Annotated in this window: 19 protein-coding genes and 1 pseudogene; 9 read left to right on the top strand and 11 right to left on the bottom strand. The window is 68.3% G+C overall.

The window, feature by feature from the left end:
- From AWC08_RS03750 to ctaC, 3 genes and pseudogenes are all read right to left on the bottom strand, one after another.
- Nucleotides 1–499, bottom strand: a pseudogene (locus AWC08_RS03750) (MmpS family transport accessory protein); the annotation flags it as partial.
- 173 nt (nucleotides 500–672) lie between these two features.
- The gene (locus AWC08_RS03745) at nucleotides 673–1,092 is read right to left on the bottom strand and encodes a cytochrome c oxidase subunit 4 (protein WP_065133492.1); all 420 of its coding nucleotides are present in this window, start codon (nucleotides 1,090–1,092) and stop codon (nucleotides 673–675) included.
- Nucleotides 1,093–1,100: 8 nt separating this feature from the next.
- Nucleotides 1,101–2,096, bottom strand: a complete 996-nt coding sequence (gene ctaC, locus AWC08_RS03740) for an aa3-type cytochrome oxidase subunit II (protein ID WP_232008048.1) — start codon at nucleotides 2,094–2,096, stop codon at nucleotides 1,101–1,103.
- A 294-nt stretch (nucleotides 2,097–2,390) separates the two neighbouring features.
- Here ctaC and asnB point away from each other — a divergent pair, with 294 nt between their 5' ends.
- Nucleotides 2,391–4,367 carry an asparagine synthase (glutamine-hydrolyzing) gene (gene asnB / locus AWC08_RS03735; RefSeq protein ID WP_069434738.1) on the top strand — a complete coding sequence of 659 codons (1,977 nt, stop codon included), beginning with the start codon at nucleotides 2,391–2,393 and terminating at the stop codon, nucleotides 4,365–4,367.
- A 67-nt stretch (nucleotides 4,368–4,434) separates the two neighbouring features.
- Here the strand turns inward: asnB and AWC08_RS03730 are convergent, their stop codons facing one another.
- The gene (locus tag AWC08_RS03730) at nucleotides 4,435–5,409 is read right to left on the bottom strand and encodes a carbohydrate kinase family protein (protein ID WP_065133489.1); all 975 of its coding nucleotides are present in this window, start codon (nucleotides 5,407–5,409) and stop codon (nucleotides 4,435–4,437) included.
- Between the two features lie 187 nt (nucleotides 5,410–5,596).
- Here AWC08_RS03730 and AWC08_RS03725 point away from each other — a divergent pair, with 187 nt between their 5' ends.
- Nucleotides 5,597–6,262 carry an Rv0361 family membrane protein gene (locus tag AWC08_RS03725; RefSeq protein WP_069434737.1) on the top strand — a complete coding sequence of 222 codons (666 nt, stop codon included), beginning with the start codon at nucleotides 5,597–5,599 and terminating at the stop codon, nucleotides 6,260–6,262.
- 4 nt (nucleotides 6,263–6,266) lie between these two features.
- Here AWC08_RS03725 and AWC08_RS03720 read toward each other — a convergent pair whose 3' ends face one another.
- Nucleotides 6,267–6,623, bottom strand: coding sequence for an iron-sulfur cluster assembly accessory protein (locus AWC08_RS03720; protein WP_065133487.1), 357 nt, complete (start codon nucleotides 6,621–6,623; stop codon nucleotides 6,267–6,269).
- An 88-nt stretch (nucleotides 6,624–6,711) separates the two neighbouring features.
- Entirely contained in the window at nucleotides 6,712–7,788 is a 1,077-nt protein-coding gene (locus tag AWC08_RS03715) for a glycerate kinase family protein (RefSeq protein WP_167544930.1), read from the bottom strand.
- Nucleotides 7,789–7,946: 158 nt separating this feature from the next.
- Here AWC08_RS03715 and AWC08_RS03710 point away from each other — a divergent pair, with 158 nt between their 5' ends.
- From AWC08_RS03710 to AWC08_RS03695, 4 genes are read left to right on the top strand one after another with little or no spacing between them, the layout of a single operon-like run.
- Nucleotides 7,947–8,621 carry a DUF3043 domain-containing protein gene (locus tag AWC08_RS03710; RefSeq protein WP_065133486.1) on the top strand — a complete coding sequence of 225 codons (675 nt, stop codon included), beginning with the start codon at nucleotides 7,947–7,949 and terminating at the stop codon, nucleotides 8,619–8,621.
- Nucleotides 8,622–8,635: 14 nt separating this feature from the next.
- Nucleotides 8,636–9,169, top strand: coding sequence for a bifunctional adenosylcobinamide kinase/adenosylcobinamide-phosphate guanylyltransferase (locus tag AWC08_RS03705; protein WP_069434735.1), 534 nt, complete (start codon nucleotides 8,636–8,638; stop codon nucleotides 9,167–9,169).
- Nucleotides 9,166–10,233, top strand: coding sequence for a nicotinate-nucleotide--dimethylbenzimidazole phosphoribosyltransferase (gene cobT, locus AWC08_RS03700; protein ID WP_069434734.1), 1,068 nt, complete (start codon nucleotides 9,166–9,168; stop codon nucleotides 10,231–10,233). Before AWC08_RS03705 ends, cobT begins: the two co-directional genes overlap by 4 nt.
- Nucleotides 10,230–10,967 (top strand): adenosylcobinamide-GDP ribazoletransferase, encoded by a 738-nt coding sequence (locus AWC08_RS03695; RefSeq protein ID WP_069434733.1) that lies wholly within the window; start codon nucleotides 10,230–10,232, stop codon nucleotides 10,965–10,967. Before cobT ends, AWC08_RS03695 begins: the two co-directional genes overlap by 4 nt.
- Before the next feature lie 27 nt (nucleotides 10,968–10,994).
- Here the strand turns inward: AWC08_RS03695 and AWC08_RS03690 are convergent, their stop codons facing one another.
- Nucleotides 10,995–12,101, bottom strand: a complete 1,107-nt coding sequence (locus AWC08_RS03690; RefSeq protein ID WP_069434732.1) for a branched-chain amino acid aminotransferase — start codon at nucleotides 12,099–12,101, stop codon at nucleotides 10,995–10,997.
- Nucleotides 12,102–12,154: 53 nt separating this feature from the next.
- The gene (gene gcvT / locus AWC08_RS03685; RefSeq protein WP_069434731.1) at nucleotides 12,155–13,258 is read right to left on the bottom strand and encodes a glycine cleavage system aminomethyltransferase GcvT; all 1,104 of its coding nucleotides are present in this window, start codon (nucleotides 13,256–13,258) and stop codon (nucleotides 12,155–12,157) included.
- A 62-nt stretch (nucleotides 13,259–13,320) separates the two neighbouring features.
- On the opposite strand from gcvT, the gene AWC08_RS03680 reads away from it, so the two are divergent.
- Nucleotides 13,321–14,421, top strand: a complete 1,101-nt coding sequence (locus tag AWC08_RS03680; protein ID WP_083271310.1) for an adenylate/guanylate cyclase domain-containing protein — start codon at nucleotides 13,321–13,323, stop codon at nucleotides 14,419–14,421.
- 31 nt (nucleotides 14,422–14,452) lie between these two features.
- Complete coding sequence (locus AWC08_RS03675; RefSeq protein WP_069434742.1) at nucleotides 14,453–16,003, top strand: leucyl aminopeptidase; 1,551 nt, start codon at nucleotides 14,453–14,455, stop codon at nucleotides 16,001–16,003.
- 12 nt (nucleotides 16,004–16,015) lie between these two features.
- Here AWC08_RS03675 and AWC08_RS03670 read toward each other — a convergent pair whose 3' ends face one another.
- Nucleotides 16,016–17,611 (bottom strand): phytoene desaturase family protein, encoded by a 1,596-nt coding sequence (locus tag AWC08_RS03670; RefSeq protein WP_065136504.1) that lies wholly within the window; start codon nucleotides 17,609–17,611, stop codon nucleotides 16,016–16,018.
- Between the two features lie 2 nt (nucleotides 17,612–17,613).
- The gene (locus AWC08_RS03665) at nucleotides 17,614–18,078 is read right to left on the bottom strand and encodes an SRPBCC family protein (RefSeq protein WP_069434741.1); all 465 of its coding nucleotides are present in this window, start codon (nucleotides 18,076–18,078) and stop codon (nucleotides 17,614–17,616) included.
- Between the two features lie 162 nt (nucleotides 18,079–18,240).
- Between AWC08_RS03665 and AWC08_RS03660 the strand changes: the two genes are divergently transcribed.
- A complete protein-coding gene (locus tag AWC08_RS03660) occupies nucleotides 18,241–18,585 on the top strand; it encodes an aminopeptidase (protein ID WP_065136505.1) in 345 nt (114 codons plus the stop codon).
- Here the strand turns inward: AWC08_RS03660 and AWC08_RS03655 are convergent.
- On the bottom strand, nucleotides 18,582–20,363 hold the full coding sequence (locus tag AWC08_RS03655) for an SDR family oxidoreductase (RefSeq protein ID WP_069435335.1): 1,782 nt from the start codon (nucleotides 20,361–20,363) through the stop codon (nucleotides 18,582–18,584). The two genes, AWC08_RS03660 and AWC08_RS03655, sit on opposite strands and share 4 nt — an antisense overlap.
- Nucleotides 20,364–20,433: the final 70 nt, after the last annotated feature.

The following is a 20,433-nucleotide window of genomic DNA, read 5'->3' as shown; positions in this document are numbered from 1 at the left end:
GTGGCGGCGGCGGTGGCGGCTCGGAGGACGGCGGTGGCGGCTCGGAGGACGGCGGCGGCTTGGTGGTGGTGATCTGGTCCTGCACCGGCGGCGCGGAGGAGGTGGTGGTCGTCGCGGGATTGGCGAGTTGGCTGGTGCCGGTGCGCGTCACCAACAGCGACACCGCGACCACCAGCGAGATCGCCGCCAGAATCGCCGCCACCCCGACAACCCACGGCCAACGCGGGGATCGTTCGTCGTCGACGTCGGCGTCGTCATAGCTGTCGTAGTCGTAGAGCGCCAGATCACCGGGCAGGTACGGGCTGCTGAACAGTTCGGACTCCGGCGCCGAATAGGCCCGGGAATAGGCATCGGTCTCTGCCGCGGGCTCCACGTCGCCGCCGTCGAGGGGCGCCAGGTCACCGTGACCGAACTCATCGCTATCGGACTCCGGTTCGGCAGGCTCGCCGGCAAGGTCGGGTTCCTCAGGATCCCGTCCCGGCGGATTCGGCCCGCTCATGTCTGCCTACCCTGTCCAACTGCCCAGCCAGCGGGGGATCCGCGGCTGCATCCGTGCACTCCGTGAAAACTCATGGTGCCTCGGAAACCCTACCCAACCGGCCGGTACAGAGGTCCCACGGCAAACTGCCCGCCGGTCAACTGGTGACCAGATTGTGACCTTTGCGGATGCAATCAGTGCTTTTCGGGTCCGACGTAGTACTCGAAGACCAGCCCGGCCGCCGAGGACAGGATGAAAACGACGCCCGCGACGATCAGCCAGGGCAGCCACAAGGCGATCCCGACGGCGGCCACCGACCCCGACAGGGCGATCATGATCGGCCACCAGCTGTGCGGGCTGAAGAACCCCAATTCGCCTGCGCCGTCGCTGATTTCAGCGCCTTCGTAGTCCTCGGGCCGAGTGTCGAGGCGGCGCGCCACGAATCGGAAGAAGGTGGCCACGATCAGCGCCAGCCCGCCGGTCAGCGCCAGCGCGGTGGTGCCGGCCCACTCGACCCCGCCGGGAGAGAAGACCGCTGTCAGCACCGCGTACAGCACCGTCACCAAGACGAAGAACGCGGCGATGAACTCGAACAACCTGGCTTCGATATGCATGAGTTGTCCTAACCTCTTGGGCTCGGGGCCAATTCGCCGCGGCGGGTTTCGAACGGATGGGTGGTGGTCGCCAATGGCGGCTGGTTGATCGCCTGCAGAGCCTCGGCATTCGTCTTGCCGGCAATGCGCTGCTGCAGGAAGGCCACGAAGTCGTTGGGCTCCACCACCCGCACCTCGAAGTTCATCATCGCGTGGTACGTGCCGCACAGTTCGGCGCAGTGGCCGACGAACGCGCCGGTCCGGGTGATCTCTTCGACCTGGAAGCGATTCTCCGAGTGGTTGGCCTCGGGGTTGGGAATGACGTCACGTTTGAACAGGAACTCCGGCACCCACCAGTCGTGGATCACGTCGGCCGAGGCCATCACGAACTCGATGCGCTTGTGGGCGGGCAGCACCAGGACCGGGATCTCGGTGCTGGTGCCGAGAACCTCGACCTTGTCGAAGTTGAGGTAGGTGCGGTCCTCGGTATTGAGTCCCCGGATCGGTCCGACGAGTTCCTCACCGTGGCGGTCCTTGCCCTCCGGCTTGGAGGTCATCGCCTTCTTCTTGGCCTCGTCGGCGCCCTCGTAGTTGAACGTGCCGTCCTTGAAGGCCACCCGCTGGTAGCCGAACTTCCAGTTCCACTGGAACGAGGTGATGTCGATGACCACTTCGGGGTCCTTGGCCAGGTGCGTCATCTTCTCCTGCACCACGACCGTGAAGTAGAACAGCACCGAGATGATCAGGAACGGCGTGACGGTCAGCACCAGCTCGAGCGGCATGTTGTAGCCGAACTGCCGGGGGAATTCGTCGTCACCCTTCTTCTTGCGGTGGAAGGTGCACGCCCAGAAGATGAGGGCCCACACGATGACGCCGACGACCAGCGAGGCGATGACCGCGCCGATCCACAGCTCCCGGTTGAGGTGGCCTTCGTGAGTGATGCCCTTCGGCCAGCCGAGCGCCAGCGCGTCCTCCCATGAGCATCCGCTCAGGGTGATCGCCAGCACGCCCAGCGTCACGGCCATCGCCACCGGCCGCAGCCGGCGGGACTGGCCCCGCGCCCTTCCGGAACGGTGCCGAGACCTGCTCTGCGACAAGCTCTGCGAACTATCGTGCCCGCGACGTGTCACGTTGACGCCTCCTGTATCGCAAGCTGGGCCGGTGCGGCCTTCGGCCGATTCGGCTAACTCGGATGTCGAATACTACGCAGCGTAGACCACGCCGCTTCCCCGGGCGACTGCCTGGTCACCGCGACCCGCCGGACGCGCCACGCACGGCGACCCGACACGGTGTTCCGGACTCCGGCATACTGGGGCGCCGTGTGTGGATTGTTGGCCTTCGTCGCCGCTCCCCCGGGCCCGGATGGGCCTGCCGGAGCCGCTGCCGCGGCAGCGCATGCCGCCGAAGCCGACGGCGCGATCGCGCGCGCCGCCCACCTGATGCGCCACCGAGGGCCCGACGAACCGGGCACCTGGGCCGACCCGGACGCGGACGGTTCGGTGGTATTCGGCTTCAACCGGCTCTCGATCATCGACATCGCGCATTCCCACCAACCGCTGCAGTGGGGCCCGCCGGAGGCGCCGGAGCGCTACGTGCTGGTCTTCAACGGCGAGATCTACAACTACCTGGAGCTGCGTGAGGAATTGCGAGCCCAGCACGGCGTCGTCTTCGCCACCGACGGGGACGGGGAAGCCATCGTCGCGGGCTTCCATCACTGGGGCACGGGCGTCCTCACCCGGTTGCGCGGCATGTTCGCCTTCGCGCTGTGGGACACCGTCACCCGGGAGCTGTTCTGCGCCCGCGACCCGTTCGGCATCAAGCCGCTGTTCATGGCGACCGGCCCCGGTGGCACCGCGGTGGCCAGCGAGAAGAAGTGCCTGCTCGACCTGCCGGATCTGGTGGGCTTCGACACCGGCATCGATGAACGGGCGGTGCAGCACTACACCGTCCTGCAGTACGTGCCCGAGCCCGAAACACTGCAGCGCGGCGTGCGCCGGCTCGAGTCGGGCTGCTACGCCCGGATTCGGCCGGGCGCGGCCCCGGTGGTGACCCGATATTTCGTTCCCCGGTTCGCCGCGGTGCCGATCACCTCGGGCACCGAGCAGGCCCGCTACGACGAGATCACCGCGGTCCTGGAGGATTCGGTCGCCAAGCACATGCGCGCCGACGTCACCGTTGGGTCGTTTCTGTCGGGCGGAATCGATTCCACCGCCATCGCAGCGCTAGCGATCCGGCACAACCCGCGGCTGATCACCTTCACCACCGGCTTCGAGCGGGAGGGCTTCTCCGAGCTCGATGTCGCGGTGGCCTCCGCCGAGGCGATCGGAGCCCGCCACATCGCCAAGGTGGTCAGCGCCGAGGAGTTCGTGTCCGCGCTCCCCGAGATCGTGTGGTATCTCGACGAACCGGTCGCAGATCCGGCGCTGGTGCCGCTGTTCTTCGTCGCCCGGGAGGCGCGCAAGCACGTCAAGGTGGTGCTTTCGGGCGAGGGTGCGGACGAGTTGTTCGGCGGTTACACGATCTACCGGGAGCCGCTTTCGCTCAAGCCGTTCGATTACCTGCCCCGACCGCTGCGCCGGTCGATGGGCAAGGTGTCCAAGCCGTTGCCGGAAGGGATGCGCGGCAAGAGCCTGCTGCACCGGGGCTCACTGTCGCTCGAGGAACGCTATTACGGCAACGCCCGAAGTTTCTCGGACGCCCAGCTGCGCGACGTGCTGCCCCGGTTCCGGGAGGACTGGACGCATACGGACGTGACGGCGCCGGTGTATGCCGAGTCGGTGGGCTGGGATCCGGTCGCGCGGATGCAGCACATCGACCTGTTCACCTGGCTGCGGGGGGACATCCTGGTCAAGGCCGACAAGATGACGATGGCCAACTCGCTGGAGCTGCGGGTGCCGTTCCTGGATCCCGAGGTGTTCGCGGTGGCCTCCCGGCTGCCCTACCAGGCCAAGATCACCCGCACCACCACGAAGTACGCGCTACGGCGCGCGCTGGAGCCCATCGTGCCCGCGCATGTGCTCAACCGGCCCAAACTCGGGTTCCCGGTCCCCATCCGGCACTGGCTGCGCGCCGGCGAGCTGTTGGAGTGGGCCTATGAGATGGTCGAGTCGTCGCAGGCCGGCCACCTGGTCGACCTGGCGGCCGTGCGCCGAATGCTCGATGAGCACCGGGTGGGCACCAGCGACCACAGTCGCCGACTGTGGACGATGCTGATCTTCATGCTGTGGCACGCGATCTTCATCGAGCACAGCGTGGTGCCGCAGATCAGCGAGCCGGTTTACCCGGTCGAGTTATGACGCCGAGAAGACGCTAAAGCACCTCATTTCGGCACGAAATGGGTGCTATAGCGTCTTCTCGCGGGACTTAGGCGAGTACCGCGGCGATCTCGGCCGCCGCCTCGTCGCCGTAGGCGCCGGCCAACCGCGCGGTCGCGTCGGCACGGTCCCACTCCCAGTTCTGGGTCCCGGTGGATTCCAGCACCAGCACCGCGACCAGGGACCCCAGCTGCGCTGAGCGTTCCAGACTGAGGCCGGCGCTGCGTCCGGTCAGGAAGCCGGCCCGGAACGCGTCGCCGACGCCGGTCGGATCGGTTTGGCTGGTCTCGGGCACCACGCCGACGTGCACCTTGGCGCCGTCGCGCTCGAAGATGTCGACCCCGTCCGCCCCGAGGGTGGTGACCCGCAGGTCGACCTGGGCCATCACGTCGGCCTCGGTCCAGCCGGTCTTGGACAGCAGCAGGTCCCACTCGTAGTCGTTGGTGAACAGGATGGCGGCGCCGTCGATGAGCTGCTTGATCTCCTCCCCCGAAAGCCGCGCCAGCTGCTGGGAGGGGTCGGCGGCGAAGGCCAGGCCCAGCTTGCGGCACTCCTCGGTGTGCAAGAACATCGCCTCGGGGTCGTTGGCGCCGACGATCACCAGTTCCGGTGTGCCGATGGCGGTCACGACGTCCGCGAGCTTGATGTCGCGGGCCTCCGACATGGCGCCGGGGTAGAACGAGGCGATCTGGGCCATGTCGACGTCGGTGGTGCAGGTGAAGCGTGCCGTGTGGGCTGTCTCCGAAAGTAGGACGTGGTCGCAGTTGACGCCGTGGGATTTCAGCCAGTCCCGGTAGTCGGCGAAGTCCGCACCGGCGGCGCCGATCAGCGCGACGTCACCACCGAGCACACCGATGGCGAACGCCATGTTGCCGGCGACTCCGCCGCGATGTACCACCAGGTCGTCGACCAGGAAGCTCAGCGACACCTTGTGCAGGTGTTCGGGCAGGAGTTGCTCGGAAAACTTGCCGGGAAAGCGCATCAGATGGTCTGTCGCTATGGAACCGGTCACCGCGATGGTCACGAAAAATCCACCCTTCGTTTGTCAGTCGTCTAGCCTCTCACGAACGCCGGCCGGCGACGAACGCTGCCGACGTTCGAGGCGGCGCGCATCGCTTGCGCTAGCCTGCCTAGAGACTCACTCGGTTGCCGCGGCTGGACTTTCGGACGGTAACCCTCGTCGCCTCGTCCCCCAGCGTAGGAGTACAACGATGGCCGGTCCGCACCCACAGAACCCTGCCGTGGGTGCCGATGGGCCTCAACAGGCCCAGCCGTATCCCGAGACGGCGTCCGCCACGGTGGACTTTCCGCACACCCAGCCGCCCTTCGGACCCGGCAACGCCGGCGGCCCCCCGCCCGGCTATCAAGGTCCGCCGGCGCCGCCGAGGCCCAGACGACACAAGCGCCTGCTCATCGGGGTCCTGCTGGCCATCGCCCTGGTCGCTGCGCTGACCACCGCCATCGTCTACGGGGTGCGCACCAACGGCGCCAACACCGGCAGCGCTGTCTCGGAAGCCACGGCCAAGACCACGATCCAGAACTACCTCAACGCGCTGGCGCACAAAGACCTCGACAACATCATGCGCAACACGCTGTGCGGTCTCTATGACGCCGTCAAGGACAAGCGCTCCGACCAGGCCCTGGCGAAACTGAGCAGCGACGCGTTCCGCAAACAGTTCTCCGAGGTCGAGGTGACCTCCATCGACAAGATCGTCTACCTGTCCCAATATCAGGCGCAGGTGCTGTTCAGCATGCAGGTGACACCGGCGGCCGGCGGGCCGTCACGAGGGCAGGTGCAGGGCATCACCCAGCTGTTATTTCAGCGCGGACAGATCCTGGTGTGTTCCTACGTACTGCGCACCGCGGGTCAGTACTGACCGCTCAGTTGAACGAGTCGCCGCAGGCGCACGATCCCGTGGCGTTGGGGTTGTCGATGGTGAAACCCTGCTTCTCGATGGTGTCGACGAAGTCGATCGACGCGCCTTCCACGTAAGGGGCGCTCATCCGGTCGACGGTCAGGGTCACTCCGCCGAACTCGACGGTCAGGTCGCCGTCGAGAGTGCGGTCGTCGAAGAACAGGTTGTAACGCAGCCCCGCACATCCGCCCGGCTGCACGGCGATGCGCAGCGCCAGGTCGTCACGTCCCTCCTGGTCCAGCAGGGACTTCGCCTTCGCAGCGGCGGCCTCGGTCAGGATCACGCCGTGGGTCGCGGCGGTCGGCTCGTTCTGCACCGTCATTGCTTCTCCTACATGCTCATTGTCGGGTGGGCTTGTCCAGCTATAAGCCAGGGGTAAGTCGGGGGCGTGCTCTCAAGAACCCACTACGTCAACGGTACCCTGGCGGGCCGCTATTCCCGAGTCGCGCCGCAGTCTCCGAAGCGAGTCCCATCAGCTGATTGGCCGCGTCAGCCAGCGCCAACCGCACCGAACCCGCGTATTCACTCATGGCCAAAGCCGACATGATTCCGGCCACCCGGGTGGTGGACTTGTCCACGGACACCTGCCCGGCCAGCACGATCACCGGGATGCCGAGTGGGCGGGCCGCAGCCGCGATCTCGCCGACGACCTTCCCGTGCAGCGACTGCTCGTCGAAATGGCCCTCGCCGGTAACGATCATGTCGGCGTCTTCGAGATCCTCGGCGAAGTTGGTGAGTTCGGCGAAGATCGCCGCGCCGGATTCGCACCGGCCGCCCAGTGCGAGTAGTCCGGCCCCGATTCCGCCGGCGGCACCGGCGCCTGGTTCGGCGCTCACGTCCCGTCCCGCGACGGTGTCCAGCACCAACGCCCAGGCTTCCAGACGCTCTTCCAGTTTGGCGACCGTCGCCGTGTCGGCCCCTTTTTGCGGCGCGAACACCCGCGCTGCGCCCCAGGGCCCCAGCAGCGGATATTCCACGTCTGAGGCAGCGATCACATCGATCCCGGACAACCACTGCCGGGCCGTGTCCAGACCACCCAGCTCGTCGATCATCCCCTGGCCGCCGTCGGTGCACGCGCTTCCGCCCAATCCGACGACGATGCGCACCGCGCCGGCTTTAAGAGCGGCGGCGATGAGTTGGCCGACTCCCCTGCTGTGGGCCGCCATCGCGGTCTCCGGCGTGGGCGGTCCGTCCAGCAGTGCCAGACCGCAGGCCTGTGCGCATTCCAGGTACGCCGTCCGGGTCCGCTCGTCGAACACCCACTGGGCAGTGACCTCATCGTGCAGCGGTCCGGACACGCGCAGGCCCCGCAATCCCCCGATCCGGTTGGCGAGCACTTCGACGAACCCGGGGCCACCGTCGGACTGGGGCGCGACGATGAAGGAGTCACCGGGCCGCGACCGGGTCCAGCCGGTGGCAATGGCGGCGGCGGCCTCTACGGCCGACAGGCTGTCGCCGTAGCAGTCCGGCGCCACCAGCACCCGCATCGCGGGCAGCTGCAGTCTGCCGGGCCCGAAGCCTCCGGCAGCATCGCCCCCCGCCTGCGCCCCGTTCATCACAGGCCAGCGTAGGTGGACACGCAGTTCGCCGTGGGCAATACAGCCGCAATTAAGCAGGCTCACACAAGCGAAGTAACCTGACGACTGTGAAGCTGCTGGGCCGCAACAAGGGTCAAGACGAGGGTGACGACGCAGCCGCCGCGCCGGAGCAGGGTTCGGCGGCGGCGGAGGCGGCGGCTCGTGGGGCGCGGACCGGCCCCAAGGGCCGTCCGACTCCCAAGCGCAACGAAGCCCGGGGCCGTAAGGGTCCGGTCGCCCCGGCGCCGATGACGGCCGCCGAGGCACGGGCCCGACGCAAGTCAATGGCCGGACCGAAGCTCAGCCGCGAGGAACGCCGCGCCGACCGCACGGCCAGCCGGGCCCGGATGACGGAGCGCCGCGAACGGATGATGGCCGGCGAAGAGGGCTATCTGCTGCCGCGCGACCAGGGTCCGGTCCGCCGTTACGTGCGCGACGTGGTGGACGCCCGCCGCAACGTGCTGGGGCTGTTCATGCCGTCGGCCCTGGCGTTGCTCGCGTTTATGTTCGCGTTGCCGCAACTGCAGTTCTACATGTCCCCGATCATGCTGGCCCTGATGGCGCTGATGACGATCGACGGCATCATCCTGGGCCGCAAAGTGGGCAGGCTGGTGGACGAGAAATTCCCGAAAAACACCGAAAGTCATTGGAAACTGGGCATTTACGCCGCGGGCCGGGCCTCCCAGATGCGTCGCATGCGGGCACCCCGACCGCAGGTCGAGCGCGGCGCCCATGTCGAATGACCAGTTGATCTGACGTGCGCACGCTGGTACTTGGCGGCATCAGGTCGGGCAAGTCTCGGTGGGCGGAGGACGCAATCGTAAACGCACTGCCACCAGATCAACCGGTCCGTTATCTGGCTGCCGGGGCACTCAACGGCTCCGATCCGGACTGGTCAGCCCGCATCGCCTCTCATCGCACCCGCCGCCCCGCACATTGGACGACGGAGGAAACCGACGACGTTACCGGCGTGCTGCGGCGGCCTCCCGCGGTTCCGACCCTGGTCGACGACATGGGCACCTGGCTGACCGGCGCACTGGACCGCCATAACGGATGGGACGGCGGCTCGGTGGACGAGCCGGTCGAGCAGCTACTGGACGCCGTTGGCGCGTACGGATCGACGCTGGTACTGGTCAGTCCCGAGGTCGGGCTGACCGTGGTGCCCGCTTCCGCATCCGGACGCCGCTTCGCCGACGAACTGGGCAGCCTCAACCAGCGGATGGCCGTGCTGTGTGAGCGAGTGGTGCTGGTGGTGGCCGGCCAGCCGCTGACGATCAAGGCGCCGGCATGATCGGGTTCGCCCCGGTGTCGCCGCCCGACCCGGACGCGCAAGCCGCCGCCCGTGCCCGCCAGGACACCCTGACCAAGCCGCGCGGTGCGCTGGGCCGGCTGGAGGATCTGTCGGTGTGGGTCGCGGCCTGTCAGGGGCAGTGTCCGCCGCGGCAGTTCGAGCGGGCGCGGGTGGTTGTCTTCGCCGGTGACCACGGTGTGGCACGCTCCGGCGTTTCGGCGTATCCGCCGGAGGTGACGCGGCAGATGGTCGCCAACATCGCGGCCGGTGGCGCGGCGATCAACGCCCTTGCCGAGGTGGCGGGCGTGACAGTGCGGGTGGTCGACGTGGCGGTTGACTGCGACGAGCATCTCATCGCGGCTTCCGACAAGTTCAGCGACAAGATTCGTCGCGCCAGCGGCGACATCGCCGTCGAAGACGCACTGTCCGACGAGGAGAACGCGCGGGCGATCGTGGCCGGTCAACAGATCGCCGACGACGAGGTGGACGCGGGAGCCGACCTGCTCATCGCCGGTGACATGGGCATCGGCAACACCACCCCGGCCGCGGTTCTGGTGGCGGCGCTGACCACCACCGAACCGGTCGCGGTAATCGGTTTCGGTACCGGCGTCGACGACGCCGCCTGGTCACGCAAGACGGCCGCGGTGCGCGATGCCCTGTATCGGGCGCACCCGATCGCCGGGGACCCGGTGGCGCTGCTGCGCTGCTGCGGCGGTGCGGACTTCGCGGCGATGGCCGGGTTCCTGGGGCAGGCCGCGGTCCGGCGCACGCCGGTGTTGCTGGACGGCATGGCGGTGACGGCCGCGGCCCTGGTCGCCGAACGGCTGGCACCGGGCGCGCGGCAGTGGTGGCAGGCCGGCCATCGGTCCACCGAGCCCGGCCACACGCTGGCGCTGTCGGCCCTCGAGTTGGAGCCGATCGTGGACCTGCGCATGCGACTGGGCGAGGGCACCGGCGCCGCGGTGGCATTGACGGTGCTGCGCGCCGCGGTGGCCACCCTGTCCGCCATGTCGACGTTCGCTGAGGCGGGGGTATCGGGCGCGATCATCCCGCCGGGCACGTGATCCGTTCGCTGGCAACCGCTTTCGCGTTCGGCACGGTGCTACCGGTCGGCGGCTCGGCCGGTCCGATGGGTCGCGGCGCGCTGACCGCACTGCCGGTGGTCGGTGCCGCGCTCGGCGCGCTTGCCGCGGCCGTGACGTGGGGCGCCGCGGCGGCGTTCGGCCACGGCGCCCCGTTGCCGGGATTACTCGCGGTGACGACGCTGATTATGGCCACCCGCGGCCTGCACATCGACGGGGTGGCCGACACGGCCGACGGCCTGGGCTGCTACGGACCGCCGCAGCGGGCGCTGGCGGTGATGCGCGACGGTTCCTCCGGACCGTTCGGGGTGGCGGCCGTCGTGCTGGTGATCGGGTTACAGAGCGCCGCGTTCCCGGCGCTGAGTGCGCCGGCCATCATCCTGGCCGTCTTCGCGGGGCGGGTCAGCGCAGTGCTGGCCGGCCGGCGGTCGGTGCCGGCGGCCGACGGCAGCAAGTTGGGCGTGCAAGTCGCGGCCAGCCAGCCGGCGCTGGCGGTGACGGCGTGGCTGGCTGTGCTGCTGGCCGGCTCGGCACTGGTCGGTACGCGGCCCTGGCAGGGACCGGTGGCTGTGACGGTGGCGGTGTGCTGCGGGGCGGCCCTGGTCAGGCATTGCGTGCGCCGATTCGGCGGCATTACCGGCGATGTACTGGGCGCCACGATCGAAGTGACGACGACGGTGTGCGCGGTGCTGCTGGCGGGGCTGACGGCCCCGTGACGGACCGGTGAGGCTGGGCGGGCTGGACTAGCCCAGCCGGGACATCCACCCGTGCGTGTCGGCGAAGGTGCCACGCTGTATCCCGGTCAGCGTGTCCCGCAAGGCCATGGTGACCTCGCCGGATTTCCCGTCGGCGATGCTGAACTCGCCGTCGCCGAATTTGACCCGCGAGACCGGGGTGATGACGGCCGCGGTGCCGCAGGCGAACACCTCGGTGATCTCACCGGAGGCGGCCTTCTTCTCCCACTCCTCGATGTCGATCTTGCGTTCCTCGACCGCGAAACCGGCGTCAAGGGCCAACTGCAGCAACGAGTCTCGGGTGATCCCCGGCAGCAAGGAACCGGACAGCTCGGGCGTGACCAGCCGCGCCGAGCCGCCGCTGCCGAGCACGAAGAACAGGTTCATCCCACCCATCTCTTCGACGTAGCGGCGTTCCACTCCGTCCAGCCACACCACCTGATCGCAGCCGTGTTCGGCGGCTTGCGCCTGCGCCAGCAGCGAGGCGGCGTAGTTGCCACCGAACTTGGCCGCTCCGGTGCCGCCCGGGCTGGCCCGGACGTACTCCGTCGACACCCAGACCGTGACGGGGCTGACGCCGCCCTTGAAATACGCGCCGGCCGGCGAGCCGAACAGCAGGTAGCGGTACTCCTTCGCCGGCCGCACGCCCAGGCCGGGCTCGGTGGCGATCATGAAGGGCCGCAGATAAAGTGCCTCTTCCCCGCCGGCCTTCGGCACCCACTGGTTGTCCACGGCGATGAGCTGGCGTAACGACTCGAGGAACAGCTCGTCGGGCAACTCCGGCATGGCCAGCCGTCGCGCCGACGAGCGCATCCGGGCGGCGTTGGCGTCGGCCCGGAACGCGACGACCGAGCCGTCGGCCCAGCGATAGGCCTTGAGACCCTCGAACACTTCCTGCGCGTAGTGCAGCACGATGGCCGACGGGTCCAGCTCAATCGGGCCGTACCCGAGGACGCGAGCGTTGTGCCACCCCCGCCCCTCGACGTAATCGATGGAAACCATGTGGTCGGTGTGGTACCTGCCAAAACCGGGGTCTTCCAGGATCGCTACCCGCTCGGCCTCGGTGGCGGGGTTTGCCGCGCGCGAAACCGTGAACTCGAGGGGGCCGCTGGTCATGGGGCTGATTCTATAACCTTGCGCGAACGGGTTTTTGCCACGCGCATGGGTAGCTAGCGCGTTTTCAGCTCGACGAACGGCGGACGTACCACTTCGCACTGCACCGCGCGGCCGCGAACGTCGACGGTGATTTGCTGGCCGTCCTGCACCCCGGCGTCGGAGTCGATCAGCGCCAGCGCGATGCCCAACTGCAGGGTCGGCGAGAAGGTGCCCGATGTGGTGGTGCCGACGGGCCTGTCTGCGTCGAGCACCGTCAGCCCGGCCCGCAGCACCCCGCGGCCGGTGGTGCGCAGTCCACGCAACAGCCGACGCGGTCCGGCTTCCTTTTCGGCCAGCAGCGCGTCCCGGCCGAAGAAAGCCTCTTTCTTCCAGCCGATCGCCCAGCCACAGCGAGCCTGCAGCGGCGAAATGTCCAGCGACAGTTCGTGCCCGTGCAGCGGGTAGCCCATTTCGGTGCGCAGGGTGTCACGCGCGCCCAGACCGGCGGGCTGACCGCCGGCGTCGGCGACCGCGGCCACCAGGGCGTCGAACACCACCCCCGCGGAATCCCACGTCGGCAGCAGTTCATAGCCGTGCTCGCCGGTATAGCCGGTACGGCAGACCCGCACCGGCACACCCGAATACGTTGCATCCGCGTAGCCCATGTAGTCCATGTCGGTCGGCAGCCCGAGCGCGGTGAGCACCTCCGTGGAGCGGGGACCCTGCACGGCGAGCACCGCGTATTCGCGATGCAGGTTGGTGATGGACACGTCGGCCGGTGCGGCTGTCTGCAGCGCCTGCACCACCGCCGCGGTGTTGGCCGCGTTGGGCACCAGGAAGATCTCGTCGTCGTCGACGTAGTAGGCGATCAGATCATCGATGACGCCGCCGGATTCGGTGCAGCACAACGTGTATTGCGCCTTGCCGGGGCCGATGCGGCGCAGGTCGTTGGTGAGCGCGGAGTTCACGAACTGCGCCGCGCCCGGGCCGGCCACCAGGGCCTTGCCCAGGTGGCTCACGTCGAACAGCCCGACGGCGGTGCGGGTGGCGTTGTGCTCGCCGACGGTGCCGGCGTATGACACCGGCATCAGCCAGCCACCGAATTCGGCGAAACTCGCACCGAGCTCGCGGTGGCGGTCTTCCAATGGTCCCTTGAGCAGCTCCGGCGCATCGGTCACGGGCGTCACCCTAAACCAGTGCCGCTGCTGGCACACTTAGGCAGGTGTTCGATTGGGATGCGATGGAAGCCGCCGGGATCGCCCACCCGCGCGAGCGCGCCGACCTGATCAAGTACCTGGACGACCTCGGCTTCACCTTGGACCAGATGGTGGAGGCCGAACGCCGTGGCCGGTTGTTCGGGCTGGCCGGCGACGTGCTGCAGTGGTCGGGTCCCCCGACCTACACGGTGGCGGCCGCCGCCGAGCACCTCGGGTTGACCGCCGAGCAGGTCGCCCACGCGTGGGGGCTGCTGGGCCTGACGTTCGCCGGTCCCGACGTTCCGGCGCTGAGCCAGGCCGACGTCGACGCCCTGGCCACCTGGGTGGCGTTGAAGGCGGTGGTCGGCGAAGACGGCGCGCTGGGCCTGTTACGGGTCCTCGGCGCGGCGATGGCCCGGCTCGCCGAGGCTGAGTCGACACTGATCCGCACCGGTACGCCGGATATCCAGATGACGCACACCAACGACGAGTTCGCCACCGCTCAGGCCTACCGTGCGGTCGCCGAGTTCGTTCCGCGCATCGGGGCGTTGATCGACATCGTGCACCGCCACCACCTGACCAGCGCGCGCACCCACTTCGAGGGCGTCATCCGCGACGCGTCGTCGAGTGTGGTCTGCGGCATCGGTTTTGCCGACCTGTCGGGTTTCACCGCGCTCACTCAGGCGCTCACCCCCGCCCAGCTCTCGGAATTGCTCAACGAGTTCGCCGGTGCGGTGTCCGACGTCGTCCACGCCGACGGCGGGCGGGTGGTCAAGTTCATCGGGGACGAAGTGATGTGGGTGAGCGCGGCTCCCGAGCAGTTGGTCCAGGCCGCCGTCGATCTCGTCGAACATCCCCAGGCGCGCGAGGAGGGGCTGCAAGTGCGCGCCGGCCTTGCCTACGGCACGGTGCTGGCGATCAACGGCGATTATTTCGGCAACGCCGTCAATCTGGCCGCACGTCTGGTGGCCGTCGCGTCGCCGGGCCAGATTCTGATGGATGCGGCGCTGCACGAGCAGTTGCCGGACCGGCCCGCGCAGCCGTTTGGGCCGTTGCAGCTCAAGGGTTTTGACGACCCCGTACCGGCTTTCGAACTTCAGGCGGGCGGCGATACCGGCCAGGTTGTCCCCCGCTGCGGTAGGTAGCCCTGATCGTGGCCCGATAGGGTTGTTCGCCGTGACCACCACCTCTTCGGGCTACCAGGCTCCCACCGTCAACGTCGCGACATCCCTGCCCAAGCGGGGCGTAGGTTCCTCGGTCCTGCTGGTGCCGGTCGTCTCAACTGGCGACAAGGACGAACCGGGCGCCACCGTCGCCGCGGGCACTGCGCTGTTACCCGCCGAGGCGGTGGCCGAGATCGAGGCCGGCCTCCAGGCGCTCGGCGCCACGGGCGGGGCCGAGCAGGTGCACCGACTGGTGGTGTCGTCGCTGCCGGTGGCCAGCGTGCTCACGGTCGGCCTGGGCAAGCCACGCGAGAAGTGGCCGACCGATGTCGTGCGCCGCGCGGCCGGTGCCGCGGCTCGCTCGCTGGGCACCGCCGAGGCCGTGATCACCACGCTGTCCGAGCTGCCCGGTGAGGGAATCTGCGAAGCCGCGGTCGAGGGTCTGATCCTGGGCAGTTACCGATTCAGCGCCTTTCGCAGCGCCAAGACCGCGCCCAAAGACGCCGGGCTGCGCAAGATCACCGTGCTGTCCGCCGGTCGGGACGCCAAGAAGCAGAGCGCGCACGGCGCGGCCGTCGCCACCGCCGTGGCCACCGCGCGCGATTTCGTCAATACTCCGCCCAGCCACCTCTTTCCTGCTGAATTCGCTTCTCGTGCAAAGACTTTGGGAGAATCAGTGGGTCTGGAAGTCGAGGTGCTCGACGAAAAGGCGCTGAAGAAGGCAGGCTACGGCGGCCTGCTGGGAGTGGGCCAGGGTTCCTCGCGACTGCCCCGGCTGGTGCGACTGATCCACCGCGGGTCGCGGCTGGCCAAGAACCCGAAGCGGGTGAAGAAAGTTGCCCTGGTCGGCAAAGGCGTCACCTTCGACACCGGCGGTATCTCGATCAAGCCGGCCGCGTCCATGCACTACATGACCTCCGACATGGGCGGCGCGGCCGCAGTGATCGCGACGGTGACGCTCGCCGCGCAACTGCAGCTGCCGATCGACGTGATCGCCACGGTGCCGATGGCCGAAAACATGCCCTCCGGCACCGCGCAACGGCCCGGTGACGTGCTGACCCAGTACGGCGGGATCACCGTCGAGGTGCAGAACACCGATGCCGAGGGCCGGCTCATCCTGGCTGACGCCATCGTGCGGGCCTGCGAGGACAACCCGGACTATCTCATCGAGACGTCGACCCTGACCGGCGCGCAGACGGTGGCGCTCGGTGCCCGCATCCCCGGCGTGATGGGCAGCGAGGAGTTCCGCGACCGCGTCGCCGCGATCTCGCAGCGAGTCGGTGAGAACGGTTGGCCAATGCCGCTGCCCGACGAACTCAAGGACGACCTGAAGTCGACGGTGGCCGACCTGTCCAATGTCAGCGGGCAGCGGTTCGCCGGCATGCTGGTGGCCGGAGTGTTCCTTCGGGAGTTCGTCGCCGAGTCGGTGCAGTGGGCGCACATCGATGTTGCCGGTCCTGCCTACAACACCGGCAGCCCGTGGGGATGCACGCCGAAGGGCGCCACCGGCGTGCCGACGCGCACCATGTTCGCGGTTCTCGAAGACATCGTCAACAACGGGTAGGCCCAGGCCGCGTCAGGTCGTCAGCAACGACCGCACGACCCGATTGGCCTGGCGCCTCGGCCACCCGCTCCACCCGTCGGCCGCCAGCGCCGCGTTGGCCGCGTTGCGGCCGCAGGCGCCGTGCACCGAGCCGCCGGGCGTCGCCGACGCACTGCCCAGATAGAGGCGTTCGACCGGGGTTTCGGGCCGCCCCATGCCGGGTGCGGGACGGAAGATCAGCATCTGTTGCAACTGCGCGCTGCCGCCGTTGAGCGCACCCATGTGCAGGTTCGCGTCACTTGCCTCCAGGTCGGAGGGGCGCTGCACGAACCGGTGCCGGACCCGGGCCCCGAAGCCCGGCGCATGGTCCTCGATGACGTCGTCCATGGCCTTGGCCAGCTGCTCTGCCGAGTCGTCGTCGTAGACGTTGCGCGGCAAATGCGTATAGGCCCAAACACTTTCGGTGCCCTCGGGCGATCTGGTGGGATCGGCGGTGGTGGTCTGACCCAGCAGCATGAACGGACGCTGCGGCACCACCCGAGTGTTGATGTCAGCCATCCAGCGGACCAGTCCATGCCCGTCGGCGCCCAGGTGAACCGTGCCGACGCCGTGCAAGGTCTTCGCCCGCCACGGAACCAGCCCGTCCAGTGCGTAATTGACCTTCACCACCGGCGGATCCCACACGTAGTGCCGCAGATCGTCGAGCAGGGAACTCGGCAGCGCATCGGCGGGCAGCATGTCGCAGAACAACTGGGGCGCCGTCACGTCAGCGATGACCGCCCGCCGGGCGGTGACCGCGCGCCCGCCGTCGGTGTTCACCCCGACCGCCCGGCCGCCGCGCACCTGAATGCGAGACACGTTCTGCCCGTATTCGATTCGGGCGCCGGCCGATGTCGCGCGACTCACCAGGGCCGCGGTGAGCTGACCCGAACCGCCGACGGGCACCGGCCAACCGGTGTCCTGGGCGAGCATGCACATCAGGAAGCCCATCACGCCGCTGCCGGGTGCATCCAGCGGAATGTCGGCGTGCAACGCGTTGCCCAGCAACATGGTCTTCGGCGCCTCGCCGTCGAAGAGCCGATCGGCCATCGTATTGGCCGGTTGGACAAGCAGATTGGCCAGTCGAATCGCCTCGGCGGTACCCACCTTGGCCAGCAGTTGGGCCAGCGGCAGCATCGGCGGAAAAGGCGCCAGCAACGCCTTCATCAGCGGAGCCTTGATCTTGTCCCACAACTCCACCGCCCGGTGCCAGTTGTCGCCGTCCGCGGGCTGCCGCCGCGCGAATTCCGCCGCGGTGCGGGCCGGGTCGTGGTAGATGACCGGCGGGTCCTCATCCGCGCCGTTGAGCGGGTGACCCACCACCGCGGGTGCATGCGACCACCGCAGCCCGTGGTCTTCCAGGTGCAGGGCAGCGATGGCCGGTGAGGCCACCGTCATCGGATAGAAGGAGCTGAACAGATCGGTGATGTAGCCCGGCGTCAACTCGGCACTGCGCACAGCGCCGCCGGGCTCCTGCTGAGCTTCCAGCACCAGCACATCCCACCCGGCGTCGGCCAGCATCGACGCGGCGACCAGCCCGTGGTGTCCGGCTCCGATAACGACCGCGTCGACTGTGTCGGACGCAGCCACGGCTACTTGACCTGACTCGGCTTGAGGCGTTCGGCCAGGGCCCCGAGGCGCCACAGGCACTCACGATTGCGCGGGTAGACCGCCGCCAGCGCCATCCGGTTGGGCAGCAGGCTGGCCGGCCCGTTGACCGGCACCTCGATCATCTCGATCCGGCACCCGTCCGGCATATCGCTGAGCCGCAGCGTGATTCGCGCGGCACCGAGCAGCCCGACGCGCGCCTTCAGCACCAGTTCCTCACCCGGAGTACAGCTTTCGACCTCCGTCTTGTCATTGATCACCAGGGGCCACACCCCGACCGAATGCTTGATGGTCGAACCCGGCTCCGGCCAGTTCGCGTCGACGGCACGAGTCCGGCTGTTTCCGACCACCCACTGCGTGTACGTCCAGCCGTTGGCGATGACGTCCCACACGGCCTGGCGGGACGCCGAAACGTCCCGGATGGTGGTCAACTCCTTCGTCAAAGTCATGACAAGTCCTTCCGCGTTGGAATCACCCACGCGGAGTACCCCGGCGTTCGAAAAGTACCGCAAAGTGCCGAAAACATGTCCTGGCAAACACTGCGGGGTTTAGCTGAAAACCGCGGCGGCTACTACAGCAGCAACAAGATACTCCTCGGGAAAGGCCGAAAAGTGACTGTACGACGGTTAATCATCGCGGTGGGCGCCGTGCTGTTGGTGGCCGGCGTGATTGGCTTGCTGGTGCCCGTGCAAGTGTCCAACAGCAACGGCGGAACGGTGTCTTGCGGGAACGGGTTGGCCACCGACCTCTCCGGAGCCCGGGCGGCCAACGACCGCAACGGCGCCAACATCCCGATCCTCAACGAGATCATTCCGCACACCGACTTCGTGGCTCAGTGCGAGTCCGCCGTGTCGAGCCGGCGGATGTGGACGATCCCCCTGACGGTCATCGGCATCGTGGGTGTGGCCGGGGCGCTGCTGGTGCGGCGCACCAGGGGCGCGCCGGTCGACGTTTAGATCACCTTCATCCGCGCGGTACTGCGCAGCGCCTGCGGCAGCACGCGGGACACGCCGTACAGCGCGTAGGCCTCGAAGGTGACGGGCCGGATCGGCTTGTTCTTCTTTACCGCGGACACGATCGCGTTGGCCACCTTGTCCGGCCCGTAGCTGCGCAGATCGAACATCTTGTCCAGCTGACCACGCCGGCCGTCGACCTTGTCGTCGTCCGTCCCGCCGGCATGGAACTCGGTGGTGGCGATGATGTTGGTGTCGATAACGCCGGGACAGATCGTGGTCAGCCCGACGTCGGCGGCGTCGAGTTCGGCCCGCAGGCAGTCCGAGAACATGAACGTGGCCGCCTTCGACGTGCAGTACGCGCTGAGTGACTGCAGCGGGGCGTAGGCGGCCATCGAGGACACGTTGACGATGTGCCCGCCGGTCCCGCGCTCGGCCAGCCGCTTGCCGAACGCCCGGCAACCGTTGACCACGCCGCCGAGGTTGACGTCCAGCACGCGGTCGAACTGTTCGGCGGGGGTGTCCAGGAACGCGCCCGCCTGACCGATGCCGGCGTTGTTCACCACGATGTCGGGCAGACCGTGTTCCGCGCAGACCCGGTCGGCGAACGATTCGACCGCGTCGGCGTCGGACACGTCGAGCACGTAGGCGTGGGCGATGCCACCGCGCGCGGTGATCTGGGCGGCCGTCTCCTTGACGGTGGCCTCGTCGATGTCGCTGATCACCAGCTCGGCGCCTTCACGCGAGAACGCGATCGCGGTTTCGCGGCCGATGCCGCTGCCCGCCCCGGTCACCGACACCAGCGTGTCGCCGAAATACCCACGGGGGCGGCCGACCTGCGCCCGCAACATCGCCCGGCTCGGCTGCTTACCTTCGATCAGGTCGGTGAAGTCGTGCACCGCGGCCGCCATCACCTGTGGATGCGACATCGGCGAGAAATGACCGGCGCGTATGTCGCGTCGCCATAGCCGTGGTACCCAGCGAACCGTCTCGTCGTATCCGTGCGGGCGCACGTACTGATCTCTGGTGTTGACGATGAGCTGCACCGGCGTGTCGATGACGTGCACACCCTGGCGGCGGAACTTGCCGGAAAACGAGCGCCAATAGTTGGCGGGATAGGTCTTCACCGAGGTCGCCGCGTCACTGGGCATCTTGTCGGAGTGGTGAATCTGCTCGACGGGGATGTTGTCGACGATGCGGCGACGCATCGCCGCGCTCGACAACGCCAGCCGCAGCAGCAGCGGCGCCAGCACCGGGATCGAGAAGAAGGCCATGTAGGTCAGCCGCAGGACCTGGCTGATCGCCCGGCCGAGGCGCCGCACCCGCCACGGCTGGCGCAGGGCACCGAAGATGAAGCTGACCAGCTGGTCCTGGGCCGGGCCGGAGACCGAGGTGAAAGACGCGACGCGATCCGCCGCACCGGGCCGGCTCAGGTACTCCCAGACGGCCACCGAACCCCAGTCGTGGGCCAGCACGTGCACCGGCTGCCCCGGGCTCAACTCGCTGATCACCGCGGCGAAGTCATCGGCCATCCGGGCGGTGCTGTAGGCGGACACCGGTTTGGGCGCAGAGGACAAGCCGACACCGCGGTTGTCGAACCGCAGCACCCGGAACCGTTGCGCCAGCAGCGGAACCACGCCGTCCCACAACACGTGTGAGTCCGGCCAGCCGTGCATCAGCACGACGGTCGGCCCCTCGCGATTGCCCTCCTCGTAGACCGCGATCCGGACGCCGTCCGCGCTGTCGACGAACTGCTGGGGTGCATGTTGTGTTGCCGGCATGAAACCTCCGCCACCTGCGAATTGTCGTAGGGAACCAGTGGCCACACCGTAGCAACACCGACTGACACGA

It is taken from the genome of Mycobacterium gordonae (genome assembly GCF_002101675.1).
Lineage (GTDB): Bacteria > Actinomycetota > Actinomycetes > Mycobacteriales > Mycobacteriaceae > Mycobacterium > Mycobacterium gordonae.
Note: the sequence above shows the minus strand (reverse complement) of the source record. Positions and strands in the feature narration are given on the sequence as shown.